Here is a 17,660-nt window from a genome sequence, read left to right as displayed (position 1 = left end):
TAATGATAAGTGTTAAAAAACACATTCTTTTACGTTTTATAAACTCTTGTAACTTTATCGATACCATCAATTTTTTTGATGTTGTTAATCATTTTTTTAAGAATAGTATTGTTTTGTACAATGACTACGACCTGACCATGAAAAATCCCCGCATCGGTACTTAAGGAAATGCTCTGGATATTTACATTCATGTTGTTTGAAATCACTTTTGTCAATTGGTTCGTCAGTCCTAAAACGTCCATTCCTGTAATATTAATAATGGCTTTGAATTCTTCCTGTGAAGAGTCAATCCATTTCGCGGTCATAATTCTGTAGGCGTAGTTGGATTGCATACCGATGGCATTTGGGCAATCTTTTTTATGCACTTTGATACCCTCGTTGATTGTTACAAATCCAAAAACATCGTCTCCCGGAATAGGATTACAACAAGGGGAGAGCTTATAGTCAAGTTTGTCGTGATCCTTGCCAAAAACAAGCATGTCATAATTGCTGCTGATGATTTGTTTATGAATGTCTTCATCTGCAGTACTGTGCGGACGCTTGATTTTATTTTTGAAGAAATTAATGAAAGTATTGCTTTTTTGAGCAGCGAAGTCTTTCAGTTGCTGGTTTTCTATGGCGCCAATTCCAACACGGTAAAATAAATCCAAGCTGGTTTTTAGTTTGAAAAAGTTTACCAACTCATTAACAACCGATTCGTTCATGGTTATTTTTAAGTGTTTTAATTTTCGCGTAAGCAACTCTTTTCCTTCTTCACCAATCTTCTTGGTATTTTCGTTTAGAACGTTTTTTATTTTTGTTTTCGCTCTCGCAGTCGTTACATAATCAAGCCAGTTGACCGTTGGTTTTTGACTTTGTGAAGTGATTACTTCTATTTGATCCCCACTTTTTAATTCATGATTCAAAGGAACCAATCTTCCGTTGACACGGGTTCCTCGGGTACGGATTCCTATTTCGGAGTGGATGCTAAAGGCAAAATCAAGAGAGGTTGCTCCTTTGGGTAACGATTTGATGTCTCCTTTTGGTGTAAAAACGAAAATTTCCTTTGAATACAAATTCATTTTGAAGTCTTCCACAAAATCCACTGCATTTGTTTCTGAACTTTCAAGAGCTTCTTTTAATAAATTCAGCCAGGCATCCAGTCCACTTTCTTCAGTGGCTCCGTTTTTATATTTGTAGTGAGCCGCATATCCTTTTTCGGCAATTTCATCCATTCGTTCGCTTCGTACTTGTACTTCGACCCAGCGACCTTTTGGTCCCATGACGGTAATGTGCAGTGCTTCGTATCCCGTTGACTTAGGAGATGAAATCCAATCGCGTAAACGGCTTGGACTTGGTCTGTAATGATCGGTTACGATAGAATAGATCTTCCAGGCGAGAAATTTTTCATCGTGTGGATTTGATTTGTACACGATACGCAAGGCGAATTTATCATAAACTTCATCGAAGCTTACATTTTGCGCTTTCATTTTTCTTCGAATGGAATAGATTGATTTTGGACGGCCTTTTATGATGTATTCAATACCTTCTTCATTTAAGGATGCTTTCAAAACATCTGAAATGTCTTTGATATAGGCATCCTGCTCTTCTTTGGTTTCTTTAATTTTACTTACAATATCATTATAGATGGCAGGTTCAGTATATTTCAACCCTAAATCTTCCAGTTTTGTTTTGATATTATATAAGCCCAATCGATGTGCTAAAGGAGCATAAATGTATAGGGTTTCCGATGCGATTTTGGTTTGCTTGTCTTCCTGCATGGAATCCATTGTTTGCATGTTGTGCAAACGATCCGCTAGTTTTATGAGGATTACACGAACATCATCGTTTAGCGTCAAAATCATTTTACGGAAATTCTCTGCTTGTAAAGATGCGTTTAAATCCTTTTGAACCATCGATATTTTGGTCAGTCCTTCAACCAGTTGGGCCACTTTTGGATTGAACATGCGTTCTATATCCTCGATCGTGAATGGAGTATCTTCAACAACATCGTGTAATAGGGCGGCAGCAATGGAGGTAGCTCCCAAGCCAATTTCTGAGGCCACAATTTTTGCAACAGCTATGGGATGGAAAATATAGGCTTCTCCGGATTTTCTTCTTTGATCTTTATGGGCATCAACTGCTACGTCAAAAGCCTTACGTATAAGTTTCTTGTCTTCTGTCGATAAGGTTTGGTAGCTTATACGAAGTAATTCTTTATATTCTTGGGCAATTGCTTTATTTTCTTTTTCTAAATCTATTTCAGTCATAACGGCATGGTTCAATTCCTAAAAATAAGAATTAGTTAGGAGATATGCAAGGGAAAGTTTCTGGAGTAACATTTTAGATTCAAGACTTTAAAAAAATAAAACGCACATTTTGAACATATTATTTCTATATTTTTTTGAAGTCTAAATCTTGAAAATCATAACTGAAATCGGTTAATTCAGAAATTGGTTTCATTTTTAATCCGGTTGCTTTTCCAGCTGTATCGCATTCAAAAAACAAATGGGCATCTGCATGGAAATAAGCATTGTTCCATTTTACCACAAAATTATTTCCTTTATAGAAAAATACTTCTCCTGAAAGCTGTGGTGAACGTTTGGATGCAAAGTATAATTTTCCTTTCTTTTCAGACACTGTAATATCACCAAACCAATTGTCTTTGTAAGTTCCGATGAAATTATTGAAATCTACTTTAATTTTATCTTTTTTATTTTTAGCTACAGTTACCCAAACTTCATCGGTTACTTTATCGGCAGTTTCTTCATGGGCTTTTGTTCTGTTACTGTAAAGAGTGACATAATCCTCTGATTGAATTCCCAAATAGCTGTCTTTTATGGTGTTGGTAATCGCAGAAAAAGCTGCTCCAGATTGTTGGTTGGTCAATACAATGATTCCTAAATTCAATTCTGGCAATAAAGTAACTTGAGTAACAATTCCTTCTAATCCCCCGGTATGTGTGACTTGTTTGTAGCCCTTAACGTCGCTTAAAAACCAACCCAATCCGTAACCACTAAAATGAGTGTTATAAGGCGCTTTTGTAGTGGCAGGAATAATAGTTTGCAATTGCCACATTTCATTGTGTTCTTTTTCTGAGAACAGCGATTTGTTTTCAGGACCGTATTTTCCGTTATTCATTTGCATGATGGTCCATTTGCTCAAGTCATTGACACTAGAGTAAATTCCGGCCGCAGCATCAAAAAGTTGGTTTTGGTAACGCTTAATTACTTTTAGTTTTCCATCAATTGGAACATGTGGGGCGATAATATTGGTGCTGTCCTTTAATCTTAAATAGGAGGCAGCACTATTATTCATTTCCAAAGGCTTCATGATGCGTTCTTCAACAAAATCACACCAGTTTTTCCCACTTACTTTATGTACTACTTCACCAGCAACGATATAAAGTAAATTGTCATAATCATATTTGGTTCTAAAAGCCGAAACCGGTTTCAAATATTGTAAATTCTGTACGATATCCTGAGCTGTAAAATCACTTCCGTCAGGCCAGATCATCAAATCGCCTGCACCAAGACCCAATCCGCTTCGGTGCGTCAATAAATCACGAATCGTAAATTCATTGGTCACATAGTCATTATACATTTTAAAATTGGGAAGGTATTTAATGACTTTATCGTCCCAATTTATTTTGCCTTCATCCACTAGCATGGCCAATGCGGCACTGGTGAATGCCTTGCTGTTTGAAGCAATTCCAAAAAGGGTATTGGCATCTACTTTTTCGTTTGTCAAAATTGATTTTACGCCGTATCCTTTTGCATGAACGATTTTACCGTCTTTTACAATTGCCACGGCAATTCCAGGAACATCAAATGTTTTTAAGGTACGGTCCACTAATGCATCGACTTGATCTGGAGTGATTTGGGCAAAAGAATTTGTAACCAAAGCGAGTAGTAATACAAATGTAATTGCAATTTTTTTCATTTTCAATTTTCTGTTAGGCGTTATTAATTCTTTCTTTTTCTTATAAATATGGGATCAAATGTCGTTGATGAAAAATCACCAATTAAAATCCTCTTTGTCTTTTGGCTTCAAAAATCAAAATCGCGGCTGCAACCGAAACATTCATGGAATCTATTTCGCCCTGCATTGGAATGATGATGTTTTGTGTGGCTGCATCTCGCCATTCTTGTGTCAATCCGGTAGCTTCGGTTCCTACAACTAAGGCAGTTGGGGTCGTGTAATTTTCAACATGATACGGATTTGAATTTTGTAAAGTGGCGCAGTAGAAATTGATTTTTTTCTCTTTCAGGAAAGCAATAATTTCTGAGGTGGTTCCTGTCGCAATTTGATTAGTAAACAAACAACCCACACTGGAGCGTACAATATTTGGGTTGTATAAATCGCTTTTTGGGTTGGCAATAATCACAGCATCCAGATTGGCGGCATCGGCAGTTCGCAGTAAAGCACCAATGTTTCCTGGTTTTTCAGGAGCTTCGGCAACAAGAATTAAAGGATTATCGGATAATTTTAGGTCGGATAATTGTGTAGACTTGGTTTTGGCTACAGCCAAAATTCCTTCTGTCGTATCTCTATAGGCCAATTTTTGATAGACTTCTTTGTTGATCTCAATGAGGTCTGCGGTTTTGGATAACTTTCTGGCTTCGGTTTCGGAACAAATTTCAGGTAAAAACAACAGTGTTTCTATTTCATAACCGCCTTTTATGGCTATCGAAATTTCACGTTGTCCCTCAATCAGGAAAGTTCCGGATTGTTTGCGTGCTTTTGCTTTTTCCTGCAATAACACCAATGATTTTATAAATGGATTTTGTACGGAAGTGATTTGTTTCAAAATTGAAGTTTCTGAGTTTCTGAGGTGCTAAGGTACAGAGTTTTTTCAAATCCTCCTCTTCAAATTTAAATCCTTTGTAATGACTTTTTGGAACTGAAAATTGCGACTGAATACTACAGAATCCCTCTTGCCTTGATTTCCAAATATTTGTTTATCGTATCCAAAGTCAGATTTTCAGGCTGAGTTAGCACCGAATAAATTCCGTATTTCTTAAGTTCATTAACGATTAAACGTTTTTCAAAAGCAAATTTCTCGGCTATAACTTTATCATATACGTCCTGAATAGTTTCTGTTTTTTTATTAATGAGTTCGTTGAGTTCGGTATTGTTAAAGAAAACGACAACCAGTAAATGACTTTTGGCAATTCCTTTCAAATAAGGTAATTGACGATGTAAACCTTCCATTGTTTCAAAATTGGTATACAAAATAATCAAACTTCTTTGATTGATATTTTTCTTGATATCGACATACAATCGGCTGTAATCACTTTCGAAAAAATCAGTTTTGATATTGTATAGGTTTTCAAGAATTTTTTGCATTTGAGAGGCTCTTTTTTCGGCAAAAACCCTGTTTTCAACCTTTTTCGAAAAGGCAAACATTCCCGCTTTATCTTGTTTTTTTAAGATGACATTCGATAGAACCAAAGTGGCATTAATGGCGTAATCCAGTAAACTTAATCCGTTGAAAGGCATTTTCATCACTCGGCCTTTGTCAATTACCATATAAACCGATTGGGATTTTTCGTCTTGGAATTGGTTGACCATTAACGAATTTTTCTTGGCGGTGGCTTTCCAGTTTAAGGTTCTGATGTCGTCACCGTTAACATATTCTTTAATCTGTTCAAACTCCATCGTGTGTCCAATACGTCTGATTTTTTTGATTCCGTATTGAAATAAATTATTAGAGAATGCTATCAGATCGTATTTTCGTAATTGAATATAGGACGGATAGGTGGGAACCATTTGATCTTTATCGAATGTAAATCGTCTGGAAATCATTCGCAAAGGAGAACTTACATAGATATTCAGATTTCCAAAAGAATATTCTCCTCGCTCCGTTGGGCGCAAAAAATAACTGATTTCGTCCTGTGAAGAAGCTTTTAGTTGTCTTTTAATTTCAAAATTGCGTACCTGAAATTGAAACGGAATTTCGTCTATTATTTTTACTGAAATTGGAAACGTATAAAAGTTTTTAATAGTGACATTTATGGGATTTTCGTCTCCGTTTGATAATTTTTCAGGTGTAGTTCGGTTCGCTTCAATTCCTTTTTTTGCAAAGAACAAAATCAATACATCCAGAACTAAAAACGTCATTAAAATCAATACTACATACCAGGCAGCATTGTATAAAGCCGGAAAAATAAAGGCGCAGACAAATAATCCTATGATGCCCAAAAGCGCATAGAAAAAGAAATTGTTGATGTATAGACTTTTTATTAGTTTCAAAAAGTGTGAAGTTTAAGGTTGAAAATTTCGCCTTTGTTGGTTATCTCGGAATTTCTACCGTTTCCAAAATTTGTTTGATGATTTCGGTACTGGTAATGCCCTCCATTTCACGTTCAGGAGTGACGATGATACGGTGTTGCAAAACTGGAATTGCAGCTTCTTTAATATCTTCCGGTGTTACAAAATCACGTCCTCGAATAGCCGCAAAACCTTTTGCCGCATTCAAAATAGCAATCGAAGCACGAGGGGAGGCGCCCAAGTACAAGAATGCATTTTCTCGGGTGTTCATTACTATTTTTGCAATGTATTCCAGTAATTGATGTTCAACGATTATTTGTTTTACTATTGCTTGGTACTGTTTGATTTCATCTGATGAAAGTAGTGATTTTATATTTTCGAGTTTACCCTGATTTTGCAACAAATGCTCTCTTTGGATAATAGTGATTTCCTCTTCCAATTTTGGATAATCAATCGAAATTTTAAACAAGAAACGGTCTAATTGTGCTTCGGGTAAACGATAAGTTCCTTCCTGCTCAATTGGATTTTGAGTAGCAATTACCAAAAAAGGTGTATCCAGAATATAGGCACTTCCGTCGATGGTGATTTGTCGTTCTTCCATTACTTCAAAAAGTGCAGCCTGTGTTTTGGCCGGAGCACGATTAATCTCGTCAATCAAAATCAGATTCGAAAAGATAGGTCCTTTTTTAAATTCAAATTCTGATTTTTTCAAATCAAAAACAGAAGTTCCTAAAATATCTGATGGCATCAAATCGGGAGTAAATTGTATACGACTAAAGCCAATGTTCATGGTTTTAGACAGCAGTTTGGCTGTGATTGTTTTGGCAACTCCCGGGACACCTTCAAGCAAAACATGCCCGTTAGAAAGAATGGCAACTAATAGTTGGTCAATCATTTTATTTTGTCCCACGATTACTGTTCCCAGTTCCTGCTTTATGGCGTTGATGCTTGCTAAAAGCGGTGCTAGATTTATTCTTGATTCAAAGCTTACGTTTTCGTTTGTGATTTCCTGAGTGTTTGTGTCTTCCATATTTTTATATTTTGCCGCAAAGGCGCCAAGTTTTTTTAAATTAGATAATCTATATTATTTTCTCGATAGCATCATTAATCTGGATTAAATCTTCCTCAATGCTATTGTGTGGACTTCTGCGATGATTGTTAATCAAAAATATTGCATTTTTAATCAAGTGTAAATCTTTTCCTGATTTATGATGTAATTTTTTCACAAACTCATCATCGAGTCGGTTAGTGTCAATCAAATATTCATTTCTGATCTTTTCAAGGAAATAAATAATTTTTTTATCAATAATATTGTCGTGATCTCCTTCCTGATAGTATAGATTTCCAATAGTTTTGGTGAAATCCACAGTTGTATTGGTCAAAGGTTTTATTATAGGAACAATACGTTGTTTTCGTTTGGCATTAAAAATCATAAAGAAGAGCATTCCGATCAGGAAAAAATACCAGGCCCATTTCAATGCCGGTTGACTCAGTATATAACGCATGGGAGAATCTGAGATAACATCTCCATTTTGATCTTTTATATACCAAAAAACGTCTCCTGCCGGAATATAAGACAACACTTTTTCGGCATATTCATGATGATCTGCTTTCAGCAAATGAAAATTAGTAAATGCCACAGGTTGCGTGTGCAAATAGAAAGTACCATTGCTGTACTTTACTTTTATGAAATTCACACGGGAACTGTCGCCACTCTGATAACCTAAAACGGTTGTATTCAAAGTGTCAATGGTCGAGAAATAATTATTACCGACGCCTTCTGATAGTTTGTATTTTTTGACACCTAATTTTTTGTTGACCGTCCAATTGTTTATGGCATCTGAGTATCTGTACTCGGAATCCATTTTTAGTTTTAAAGTATCCAATAATGAATTGGGAATCGTTTTGGCGCTGATAAAAGCTGTATTTCCTCGGCTCACAAAATAACAAAGTTCCTTTATAGATTCGTCATCAATGTCGGATAATTCAGAGATACTCAGGATGGTTCCTTTTATCTTGTAATTATTGACTAAGGTGTCATAATCGTATTTTGATTCCAAAAACTCATAAGGAGTAGTTGTTACTTTTTCGATTTTTTGGTTTTTCAATATCGAACCAATTTCTTTGTTAAAAACATACATTCCATAAGGAATTTTGTCTTTTATAGAATAGGTTGAGGTCCAGTCAACAGGTTTTGGTCGGTTGACATCAATGGCAATAATGACGGCAAGAACCAGCACCAAAAAAGCGATGTATATTTTGAGGGTTCTATTCATTGCTAATTGATTTTATGGATTTTTCGAAGGTATTTTTAGCTTTTTCGAAAGTGTCTTCGTCCAGTTCAAATTCACCATACCAAATGTAGTTGTACAAATAGGAGAGATAGGCGAAATCATCTTTCTGTGACTGATTTTGCAGTTCGTACAAGTAGTCTGAATTGGTTTTTTCGACATCCCAGACAATCAGATGTTTTTCGGACATTTTTTTGAGTAACCAAAGATAATAGTAGCGAATGCACAGTCTCTTTTCTCCTGACGCCAAGGTCTCCTTAATCAATTTTTCAAAATCAACCAAGTGAAGATTTTTTTCAATTTCATTGTAATTCATCCCTTTTTTATCTGAATTTCTTCCAAAAATCCATTGGCCTTCTTTATTCATTAAAGCTTTTACAATAAGATAGATTACAAAAACAACAATCAGGACAGCAATTATTTTGAGTAAGATACCAACGAAATTTAGTGAGGCCTCATTGCTGCCGAAACTGAATAAATTTTTCAGAATTCCGGCTAACCATTCTTTGAAACGATCCCAGGCATTTTTCTCGGGGGTTTTGAATTCATAGATAAAAGCTTCATCTGTGTATTTTTTTTTGAAATTCTGTGGAAATGATTTCGCTTCTATAGCTGTTGAATCTATCAGAATGTCTTTTTCTGTGAACAGTATTTTTTCTTCTTTGGCAACAGCCAAAGAATCAGCAGCTCCAATATTGGAACAAATGAAAAAGAAAAAAAGAAATAGCAGTTTATTCACTTTCGCTTCCGATTAAATCAATTTGACTTTTAGGCGTATTGTTCTCATTTTCTTCTCTCAAACTATAATAAATAAGTCCTTGATTAATGATGAGGAAATTGTTGAAAAAGTAGCTCAAAACAATGGATAAGACCATGACCACAGCCATTAAAATACCCATGGCCGAAAGATTTTCCATATTTGGATTATCAAAACCGGATGAATTTCCTGTAGTAAATATGAAGATGATTCCAATAAAATAGGGGATTATCGAAAGGATTCCCTGTATGATCTGAATAAGCAGTGCCATGATAAAAGTGGTTCCCACGATTACCCAAAATTGTTGCTTCACTAAATTAAATCCATTCTTTAATGATTCAAAAAATCCTGTCTTTTGTATTAAATAGTCGTGAAAACTTAATGTCATCCAAGCTAAAAAAGCCGGTCCGATGATGAACAGTAACGGGATACCAATAAGAATAAAAATCATTAGAAAAGTCAGCACAAATACCACCATCATAGCCGGGATAATTATGAAAGCGAAACCCAGAAAAAATATCAGTAGCCGTCCAAAGTTTTCTTTCAAACTCATTATAAGATCAGAAGTCGTGAAATTGTTTCCATTGTTTTTTTCGATAAGCTGAAGATACAGAACCGGAAAAGCAAAATTCAGTAAAGACAGAATAACGGCAAGAGTAACAAACAGGAGTAGAGATCCAATAAATAGCGCTGCATTATCTGCAAAATAACTTTCAAGATAGTTTGCATTTGGATTTTCTAAGGATGAAAAAATAACTTCCCAATACACCTTAAAAATAAAATAAATTAAAACCATCAGAATCAATAAAAATCCACCATTAATGATGAAATAATTCTTGAAATAGTGCTTACCGAAGGTTTTGAAAAAAGTAATGGTGTCAGAGATATATTCGCTAAATCCCCTTTTTTTGAAAAGTACAAACATTATGAATTGGGTATTTTTTTATGGACAATAAATGGATAAATCAAATAGTAAAAAGAAATTACAGCCAGCGTAAATAGAATGATAAAACTACTGAACCAATTTTCCATTTCTATCGAATAGCGTGTAATAAAACCTTCCAGAAAGCCTGCAGAAATGGTGAAAGGAAATGTGCTCAAAAAGATTTTAAAACTGTTTTTGAAACCGATTTTAAAGGAATTCATTCTCGAATAGGTTCTTGGAAACAAGATGGAAGCCCCAAGAATGAATCCTGCCATTGATTCAATTACGATAGCGAAAATCTCCATAGAACCATGAATCCAAATGCCTCGGACACTTTCCCAGAATACACCTTGCTGATAGAAGAAATATTGGAAAGAACCCAGCATCAGGGAGTTTTGTAAGAAGATATAAAATGTGCCAATACCTCCAAAAATGCCATATAAATAGCATCTGGCACCGACATAAAGATTGTTTAAAGTGATGCCGATGAAACTGCCTAAATGACTGCCTGATTTATAAACAGCTACAGGATTTCCGTCTTTGATGTTTTCGAGAGTCATGTTTACATAACTGTCACCCAGAATTAAACGCACAAAGTTTTCATCATACTTAGCCGAAACAACTCCCATGGCCACTGTGGCAAAAAACAACACAAAAGCATAAACCAGGTATCTTTTGTATTCATAAACAATCAATGGAACCTCGGTTGTAAAGAAATAAACGATTCGGTTTTTCTCTTCTCTTTTGGTTTTGTAAATTTTTTGGTAAATCTGTGACGCTAAATAATTTAGATAGATAACCGTTTTACTTTTAGGATAATAGGTTTGAGCATATGACAAATCATTCACTAATTGAATGTACAAATTAGCCATTTCATCAGGATTTTTTTTAGCTTTACCAAAAATAGCCTGTTCAAATTCAAGCCATTTTTCTTTATTTTGTTTTATAAAGGCGATTTCTCTCATTAAAGGCTAAAGTATAAAATATGTCAGAATTATCTATACGTACAACACAAAATGTGAATATAAATTTTACAGCTGCCTCAGTAGGCGAGCGAATGGTGGCTTATCTTATTGATCTGACCATAAAAATTGCTTACTGTATAGTGGTTTACGGGATATTCTTTTATTGGTTAGGAATTAACAGGGCTATGGAAAACATGGATCAATGGTCTGTTATTGCTATCCTTCTGGTGTTTTATTTTCCGGTTATGATTTATTCGATAACTTTAGAAAGTATTTTTGAAGGACAAACTTTTGGAAAAAAGCTTCGTAAAATAAAAGTGGTTAAAATAGACGGCTATCAGGCTGGATTTGGAGATTATCTGATGCGTTGGTTTTTTAGGATCATTGACATTAGTATCATGAATGGAATTATTGCCCTGATCGCTATAATTACGAGTAGTAAAAATCAACGTTTAGGAGACATGACGGCTGGAACGGCGGTAATTACCCTTAAGAATAACATTACTATCAACAGTACAATTCTGGAAGAAATAGGCGATCAGTATGTTCCTGTTTATCCATTGGTTATCAAATTATCCGATAACGATATGCGAATCATTAAGGATACTTTTTTGGGAGCTAAAGCCAAAGGAGATTCAGAAACGCTGACAAAATTAAGACGAAAAATAGAATCGGTTACCGGTATTCAAAATCAGTCAGGAAATGATCCGGATTTTATAAATACCATTCTAAAAGACTATAATTTTTATACTCAAAACATGTAGGGCCAGCCCCAAACAGAATGCTAAAATTTACAACCTAAAATGAAACTGTTTCATCTATTAGACATCATCGGAACGATGGCATTTGCAATGTCGGGCGCTTTAACGGCCATGAGTAAGAAGCTGGATCCTTTTGGCGTTTTTATCATTGCTTTTGTTACAGCTGTTGGTGGTGGAACCTTACGCGATGTTCTGATTGGAAGGACACCAGTAGGATGGATGCTCAATTTGGAGTATGTTTATGTGATAATACTTGGGTTTTTATTGGCGATACTTTTTAGAAAAAAGTTAGATAGACTGCGAGTTTCCTTATTCTTATTTGACACTATCGGCTTAGGGGTTTTTACATTAATAGGTTTAGAAAAAGGGATAAACATTGGTTTACATCCTGTTATCTGTATCGCCTTAGGAACAATGACTGCTTGTTTTGGAGGGGTTATTCGGGATATTTTATGTACTGAAATCCCAGTCATTTTCAGGAAAGAAATCTATGCCACCATTTGTATTTTAGGTGGAATTGTCTTTTTTGTCCTTCGAAAATTGAATTTGGAGAATGATGTTTTGTACCTGATAACCTCTTTGGTTATCATTACTGTTCGATTGATGGCAGTAAAATTCAAATGGTATTTACGAACCTTAGACCATAAATAAAAAAATGCTTACTTTCACGAAGTTTAAAATCGAATAGTGAAAAATCTCTCTGTCAGACTATATCAAAAAAGTGACTATACCGTTTGGAATGCGTTTATTGGTCAAGCCAAAAATGCTACTTTCCTGTTTCATCGTGATTTTATCGAATATCATAAAGACCGATTTGAAGATTATTCTTTGATGATTTTTGATGACCAAAAACTGATGGCGGTTTTGCCGGCCAACAGAGTTGGCGATATCGTTTATTCCCATCAGGGATTGACATACGGAGGGTTGATTTATAACGAAAAAGTTGGAGGAGAAACAGTTGAGTTTATTTTTGATTCCGTTTTAAATTTTCTAAAAGAAGAAAGCATTGAGGAGTTAATCTTTAAATTGGTTCCCAGCGCTTACCAATACCGTGCTTCTGAGGAATTAGAATATTTTTTATTTCAGAAGAAAGCGACGTTGTTTAAAAGGAGTATGAATTTAACAATTGATTATTCGAAACCATTATTAATTTCAAAAAGCAAGTTAAAACATTTTAAAAGGATTTCTGAACTGGATATTTCAATTGAGGAGTCAGAGGATTGTACCTCCTTTTGGAACCAAATTTTAATTCCCAAATTAAAAGAGAAATACAATTCCAGTCCAGTCCATTCGTTGGAGGAAATCAATCAATTGAAATTGCATTTTCCAAAAAATATTAAGCAATTTAATGCTTATTTTAAAGGAGAAATTGTAGCCGGAATTACTCTGTTTTTTTCTCAGCAGGTGGTAAAATCTCAATATGGAGCAAATTCATTAAAAGGGCAAAGTGTCAGGGCTTTGGATTATTTATTTATTCATTTGATTCAAAAGTACAGCACTGATTTTTCCTTTTTTGATATGGGTATTGTTGATAATGAATCAAGCTATAACAAAGGTTTATTAAAACAAAAGGAAGAATTAGGCTGTTCTATTTATGCGCAAGACGTTTATAAAATCACTATACAATGATTAAATTCCTTGATTTAAAGAAAGTAAATAAACCATACGAGGCTGCCCTTCAAGAAAAATTGAAAACAGTTTTAGCCAATGGTTGGTATATTTTGGGCAATGAAGGCAGGGAATTTGAAACCAGTTTTGCGAATTACTGTGGTGCCAAGTATTGCATTGGCACTGGGAATGGTTTAGATGCTTTAGCATTGATTTTTAGAGGTTATATTCAACTTGGAAAACTTCAAAAAGGAGATGAGGTTATTGTTCCTGCAAATACTTATATAGCAACAATTTTGGCTGTTTTACAAGCAGATTTGGTTCCTGTTTTGGTCGAACCAAAGTTGGAAACCTACAATATCAATCCCGATTTAATTGCGGAAAAGATTACTTCAAAGACCAAAGCTATTTTGGTTGTTCATCTTTACGGACAACTGGCGGAAATGAATGCTATAAATGCAATCGCTCTACAAAACAGTCTATTGGTCATAGAAGATGCGGCGCAAGCTCATGGGGCAGTTAATGAACTTGATCAACAAAAGCAAAAAGTTAAGAATCGAAATGCTGTTGCCTACAGTTTTTATCCCGGAAAAAACCTGGGAGCTTTAGGAGATGGAGGTGCCGTTACTACCAATGATTACGAATTAGCTAACATTATTCAGATGATGCGTAATTATGGTTCGGAAACGAAATACTATAATGATTGCATTGGTGTAAATTCAAGATTAGACGAATTGCAAGCTGCTTTTCTGAATGTGAAATTACCAAATCTGGATGTTGAAAATGAACAAAGAAGAGCAATTGCTAGACGCTATTTATTCGGAATTAATAATGGCAAGATAACACTGCCTGATTGGGATTTTTCAAATAATCATGTTTTTCATTTGTTTGTTGTACGAACCAAAAACAGAGATTATTTGCAAGACTGTTTGAATGCCAATGGTATTCAAACTGTAATTCATTATCCCGTTCCACCGCACAAACAGAAAGCGTTGTCTGATTGGAATCATCTTTCTTTTCCAATTACCGAAAAAATACATAATGAGGTTTTGAGTTTACCGATAAGCCCAGTTTTAACAATGGATGAGGTGGATTTTATTATTGAAAATCTAAATAAATATTAAATGGGTGTAATCAGTAGAATTAGACAATTTTGCTTTGTTGGCTTACGGATTAAAAAGTACCAATGGCTTTCTGATTGTAAATCGGTTTCTGGGAAACCAAAACTTTTTCATCCGTTGTTATTGAAAGGAAAAGGAAAAATCACTTTTGGAAATAATGTACAGATTGGAGTGGTTTCTTCACCTAATTATTATTCTCATTATACGTATTTAGAAGCTAGAAATGAAAATAGTGAAATAAGTATCGGAAATAATGTTGCTATTAATAATGCGTTTTCGATTGTCTGCTTTTCTAAAGTAAGTATTGGTAGTCACGTTTTAATTGGTTCAAATTGTTCTATTATTGATAATGACGGTCATGATTTGGCTATGGATAAAAGAAACGATGATAATCCTAAATCAATTTCAGTAAGAATCGAGGACAATGTTTTTATTGGTTCCAATGTTTCGATTTTAAAAGGAGTTTCAATAGGACAAAATTCAGTAATAGGAAACGGTGCTATTGTTTCAAAAAACATTCCTGACAATGTTGTTGCAGCTGGTAATCCAGCCAGAGTAATACGAAATTTGTGATTTTGAAAATCTTAAAAAATAACACCTTATTAAAGGTACTGTCGTTGAATTCCGTCTCGATGGGAATAAGTTTTCTTTTAGGAATTATTTCTACCAAGATTATATCTGTTTTATTAGGTTCTCCCGGAATGGTACTGTTAGGAAGTTTTAGGAATTTTTCTTCAATGATTAAGTCGGTTGCCACATTAGGAATAAATAATTCTTTGATAAAATTATTTGTTGAAAACAAGAATGACAAAAAGGAGTTGTCCATAATTTATGCTACTTTTTTTTGGTTCTTTCTTTTTATTTCAACATTTTTAGGTATTGTAGTTTTACTCTTTGCGGGTTTTATTTCTGAATTTTTATTTTTTACTAATTCCTTCACCAATCCTATTCGGTTTTTTGGATTGTTTTTGCCATTAATGGTTATAAATACTTTTTGGTTAGCTATTTACAACGGCCTAGAGAAATTTAAAAGAATTGTTGTTATCCAAATTGTTTCGAATGTTTTGATTTTTTGTTTTACCGCTTATTTAATATGGAGAGACGCTATTGCTGGAGGACTTTTGGCAGTTGCCCTAAGCGAGTTTCTCATGGTGCTGGTTACTTTCTTGTTTGTCTTAAAAGACAGAAAATATTTTCAATTCGATCTCCAAAAAGTTATTGATAAAAAGTATTTGGGTGTTATAAAGAAATTTTCGATTATGGCATTGCTAAGTGCTGTGCTCATTCCTTTGACGTTGATGTTAATAAGGAATTTTATAGTTGATACACATTCAATTCAGGATGCTGGGATTTGGGACGCCACGAATAAACTTTCAGGTTTTTACATGATGATTTTTAGTTCTGGTTTGTCATTGTATTATGTGCCTAAATTAGCTTCTTTAAAAACAGATGAAGAGTTTAAAGTTGAATTAAAATTTTATTTTAAGATTTTTGTTCCTCTTTTTACACTTGTATTAATCATTGTTTTTTTATTCAAGGGAATAATTTTGAAAATAGCCTTTACTGACGAATTTTTAAAAGTACAAGAAGTTTTAATTTGGCAACTTTTAGGAGACTTATTAAAAATAATGACTTTAGCATTTGGTTACCAAATTCTAGTTAAAGCAAGGATTAAAGAATATCTTATTCTTGAAATAGTTTTTAATTTATCGTATTTGTTTTTGTCCTATTATTTGATTCAAATTTTATCTTTTGAAGGAGCTTTGAAAGCTTACTTTTATGCCAGTTTAATTTTGTTCATCTTGATTCTGTTCATGTTCAGGAAATTGTTTTTTGATCCCAGACCTTCAGATATTTCTCGGTAATCCTGATATAATCATGTTCTTTCTCAATAAAGATTCTTGCGCGTTTCTCAATGGCGCGTATTTCATTGGGATTTTCAATCAAATAAGACAATTGGTCCACCAGATAATTTACATCCGGCAAAGCATTAATAGCAACTTTTTCGGTAAGATTGTAATGATTTGTAAACTCTTCACCAGCTCCTGTAAATACCACTTTTCCTTTTGCCATAGCTTCCAAGGCGTTGTATCCTTGATCAAAGCCATACACCTGGTCTAATAAAATGGAAGCTTTGTTGTAGAGATTAATATATGTATTATAGGGAATATTTTCAGTAATAATAATTTCAACTTTATCAGTATACTTTTCTCGAATAATATCTAAAGCCTTCTTGAAAAAAATAATTCCTTTTTTGATATAACTGGAACGGTTTACACCCAGAAAAATAACAATCTTATCTTTGATTTTGGACTCTTGAAAATCCAGTTTTTGTATGTTAATGGGATTTGGAATAAAATGAACGCGATAGCCCATTTTCTCCATTGGAATCTTATAATCTAAATCGGAAGTAATAAGATTTTGGCAATTTTCAACCAACCATTCGAATGTTTTTCTATAACTTTTAGTACTATATTTTAAAGGATGTTCAAAATGATTTTTTAATGAAGTGTCTTCAAAGTATGGCGTTAAAATTGAGTAGTCGATTTCTTTTTTTAGTAAATAATCAATTACCGGAGTTTCATCGCCACAGATTAAAAGGCTGCGGCTTTTAATTTTTCTGAATAGTTTTTTATAAAGGATTCGAGATAACCAGGGAAAAGTCTCAATTGCATCTGAGTTAATCAGTTGTACATGATCAAAACGATTTAATTTTGGTAATAAAAGATAAAAACGCAAGCCTCTCTCTGCTTTATCCAAATCGATTGTAGTGAGTTTGTGAAATGCGTTTTTGACTTTTCGCACCAGCCAATAATTTGACAATAAACTAGGATGAAAAGAATAATCCGTCTCGTATTTTTTGAAATAATCTCCTGAAGAAACCAGTACAACCTGATGTCCGCAGACCATTAATCCTTCTTTCAGAGAATTATGCAGTCGGCTGTATTCGCCTACCAAAAGTATTTTCATTTACAAAGCC

At 34.3% G+C, this 17,660-nt stretch carries 16 protein-coding genes; 6 read left to right on the top strand and 10 right to left on the bottom strand.

Translation table 11 applies throughout. The features are described from left to right. Positions 1 to 29 precede the first annotated feature (29 nt). The 9 genes from ABEB23_RS15995 to ABEB23_RS15955 all read right to left on the bottom strand — a co-directional run bounded on the left by ABEB23_RS15995 (position 30) and on the right by ABEB23_RS15955 (position 11,190). Positions 30 to 2,249: a RelA/SpoT family protein gene (locus tag ABEB23_RS15995; protein ID WP_348813645.1), complete on the bottom strand. Its 2,220-nt coding sequence runs from the start codon at positions 2,247 to 2,249 to the stop codon at positions 30 to 32. A gap of 124 nt (positions 2,250 to 2,373) precedes the next feature. Further along, the gene (locus ABEB23_RS15990; protein ID WP_348813643.1) at positions 2,374 to 3,921 is read right to left on the bottom strand and encodes a serine hydrolase; all 1,548 of its coding nucleotides are present in this window, start codon (positions 3,919 to 3,921) and stop codon (positions 2,374 to 2,376) included. A gap of 82 nt (positions 3,922 to 4,003) precedes the next feature. Then, the gene (locus ABEB23_RS15985; protein WP_348813642.1) at positions 4,004 to 4,789 is read right to left on the bottom strand and encodes a TrmH family RNA methyltransferase; all 786 of its coding nucleotides are present in this window, start codon (positions 4,787 to 4,789) and stop codon (positions 4,004 to 4,006) included. A 113-nt stretch (positions 4,790 to 4,902) separates the two neighbouring features. Next, positions 4,903 to 6,234, bottom strand: a complete 1,332-nt coding sequence (locus tag ABEB23_RS15980) for a DUF58 domain-containing protein (protein WP_348813641.1) — start codon at positions 6,232 to 6,234, stop codon at positions 4,903 to 4,905. 40 nt (positions 6,235 to 6,274) lie between these two features. Next, positions 6,275 to 7,282, bottom strand: a complete 1,008-nt coding sequence (locus ABEB23_RS15975) for an AAA family ATPase (protein ID WP_348813640.1) — start codon at positions 7,280 to 7,282, stop codon at positions 6,275 to 6,277. Between the two features lie 49 nt (positions 7,283 to 7,331). After that, the gene (locus ABEB23_RS15970; protein WP_348813639.1) at positions 7,332 to 8,528 is read right to left on the bottom strand and encodes a DUF4350 domain-containing protein; all 1,197 of its coding nucleotides are present in this window, start codon (positions 8,526 to 8,528) and stop codon (positions 7,332 to 7,334) included. After that, complete coding sequence (locus ABEB23_RS15965) at positions 8,521 to 9,282, bottom strand: DUF4129 domain-containing protein (RefSeq protein WP_348813637.1); 762 nt, start codon at positions 9,280 to 9,282, stop codon at positions 8,521 to 8,523. The genes ABEB23_RS15970 and ABEB23_RS15965 overlap by 8 nt, the downstream gene beginning before the upstream one ends. Continuing rightward, positions 9,275 to 10,225 (bottom strand): hypothetical protein, encoded by a 951-nt coding sequence (locus ABEB23_RS15960; protein ID WP_348813636.1) that lies wholly within the window; start codon positions 10,223 to 10,225, stop codon positions 9,275 to 9,277. The genes ABEB23_RS15965 and ABEB23_RS15960 overlap by 8 nt, the downstream gene beginning before the upstream one ends. After that, positions 10,225 to 11,190: a stage II sporulation protein M gene (locus tag ABEB23_RS15955; RefSeq protein ID WP_348813635.1), complete on the bottom strand. Its 966-nt coding sequence runs from the start codon at positions 11,188 to 11,190 to the stop codon at positions 10,225 to 10,227. Before ABEB23_RS15955 ends, ABEB23_RS15960 begins: the two co-directional genes overlap by 1 nt. 20 nt (positions 11,191 to 11,210) lie before the next feature. On the opposite strand from ABEB23_RS15955, the gene ABEB23_RS15950 reads away from it, so the two are divergent. From ABEB23_RS15950 to ABEB23_RS15925, 6 genes are read left to right on the top strand one after another with little or no spacing between them, the layout of a single operon-like run. Then, positions 11,211 to 11,954: an RDD family protein gene (locus ABEB23_RS15950; protein WP_348813634.1), complete on the top strand. Its 744-nt coding sequence runs from the start codon at positions 11,211 to 11,213 to the stop codon at positions 11,952 to 11,954. Between the two features lie 45 nt (positions 11,955 to 11,999). Then, positions 12,000 to 12,602 (top strand): trimeric intracellular cation channel family protein, encoded by a 603-nt coding sequence (locus ABEB23_RS15945; RefSeq protein ID WP_348813760.1) that lies wholly within the window; start codon positions 12,000 to 12,002, stop codon positions 12,600 to 12,602. Positions 12,603 to 12,638: 36 nt separating this feature from the next. Then, complete coding sequence (locus ABEB23_RS15940; RefSeq protein WP_348813633.1) at positions 12,639 to 13,580, top strand: FemAB family protein; 942 nt, start codon at positions 12,639 to 12,641, stop codon at positions 13,578 to 13,580. Continuing rightward, the gene (locus tag ABEB23_RS15935; protein ID WP_348813632.1) at positions 13,577 to 14,683 is read left to right on the top strand and encodes a DegT/DnrJ/EryC1/StrS family aminotransferase; all 1,107 of its coding nucleotides are present in this window, start codon (positions 13,577 to 13,579) and stop codon (positions 14,681 to 14,683) included. Before ABEB23_RS15940 ends, ABEB23_RS15935 begins: the two co-directional genes overlap by 4 nt. Continuing rightward, positions 14,684 to 15,253, top strand: a complete 570-nt coding sequence (locus ABEB23_RS15930; RefSeq protein ID WP_348813630.1) for an acyltransferase — start codon at positions 14,684 to 14,686, stop codon at positions 15,251 to 15,253. Beyond that, complete coding sequence (locus ABEB23_RS15925; RefSeq protein WP_348813629.1) at positions 15,250 to 16,545, top strand: O-antigen translocase; 1,296 nt, start codon at positions 15,250 to 15,252, stop codon at positions 16,543 to 16,545. The genes ABEB23_RS15930 and ABEB23_RS15925 overlap by 4 nt, the downstream gene beginning before the upstream one ends. On the opposite strand, the gene ABEB23_RS15920 is transcribed toward ABEB23_RS15925, so the two are convergent. Continuing rightward, positions 16,499 to 17,650, bottom strand: coding sequence for a glycosyltransferase family protein (locus tag ABEB23_RS15920; RefSeq protein WP_348813628.1), 1,152 nt, complete (start codon positions 17,648 to 17,650; stop codon positions 16,499 to 16,501). The two genes, ABEB23_RS15925 and ABEB23_RS15920, sit on opposite strands and share 47 nt — an antisense overlap. Positions 17,651 to 17,660: the final 10 nt, after the last annotated feature.

Origin of the sequence: Flavobacterium maritimum (assembly GCF_040049085.1) — a bacterium.
In the GTDB taxonomy this organism is placed as follows: domain Bacteria; phylum Bacteroidota; class Bacteroidia; order Flavobacteriales; family Flavobacteriaceae; genus Flavobacterium; species Flavobacterium maritimum.
Note: the sequence above shows the minus strand (reverse complement) of the source record. Positions and strands in the feature narration are given on the sequence as shown.

Bases quoted from the DNA above. Each gene is read 5' to 3' on its own strand.
- ABEB23_RS15950 (WP_348813634.1), top strand. From the start codon at position 11,211: ATGTCAGAATTATCTATACGTACAACACAAAATGTGAATATAAATTTT.
- ABEB23_RS15995 (WP_348813645.1), bottom strand. From the start codon at position 2,249: ATGACTGAAATAGATTTAGAAAAAGAAAATAAAGCAATTGCCCAAGAA.
- ABEB23_RS15930 (WP_348813630.1), top strand. From the start codon at position 14,684: ATGGGTGTAATCAGTAGAATTAGACAATTTTGCTTTGTTGGCTTACGG.
- ABEB23_RS15960 (WP_348813636.1), bottom strand. From the start codon at position 10,225: ATGTTTGTACTTTTCAAAAAAAGGGGATTTAGCGAATATATCTCTGAC.
- ABEB23_RS15955 (WP_348813635.1), bottom strand. From the start codon at position 11,190: ATGAGAGAAATCGCCTTTATAAAACAAAATAAAGAAAAATGGCTTGAA.
- ABEB23_RS15975 (WP_348813640.1), bottom strand. From the start codon at position 7,282: ATGGAAGACACAAACACTCAGGAAATCACAAACGAAAACGTAAGCTTT.
- ABEB23_RS15970 (WP_348813639.1), bottom strand. From the start codon at position 8,528: ATGAATAGAACCCTCAAAATATACATCGCTTTTTTGGTGCTGGTTCTT.
- ABEB23_RS15990 (WP_348813643.1), bottom strand. From the start codon at position 3,921: ATGAAAAAAATTGCAATTACATTTGTATTACTACTCGCTTTGGTTACA.
- ABEB23_RS15935 (WP_348813632.1), top strand. From the start codon at position 13,577: ATGATTAAATTCCTTGATTTAAAGAAAGTAAATAAACCATACGAGGCT.
- ABEB23_RS15920 (WP_348813628.1), bottom strand. From the start codon at position 17,650: ATGAAAATACTTTTGGTAGGCGAATACAGCCGACTGCATAATTCTCTG.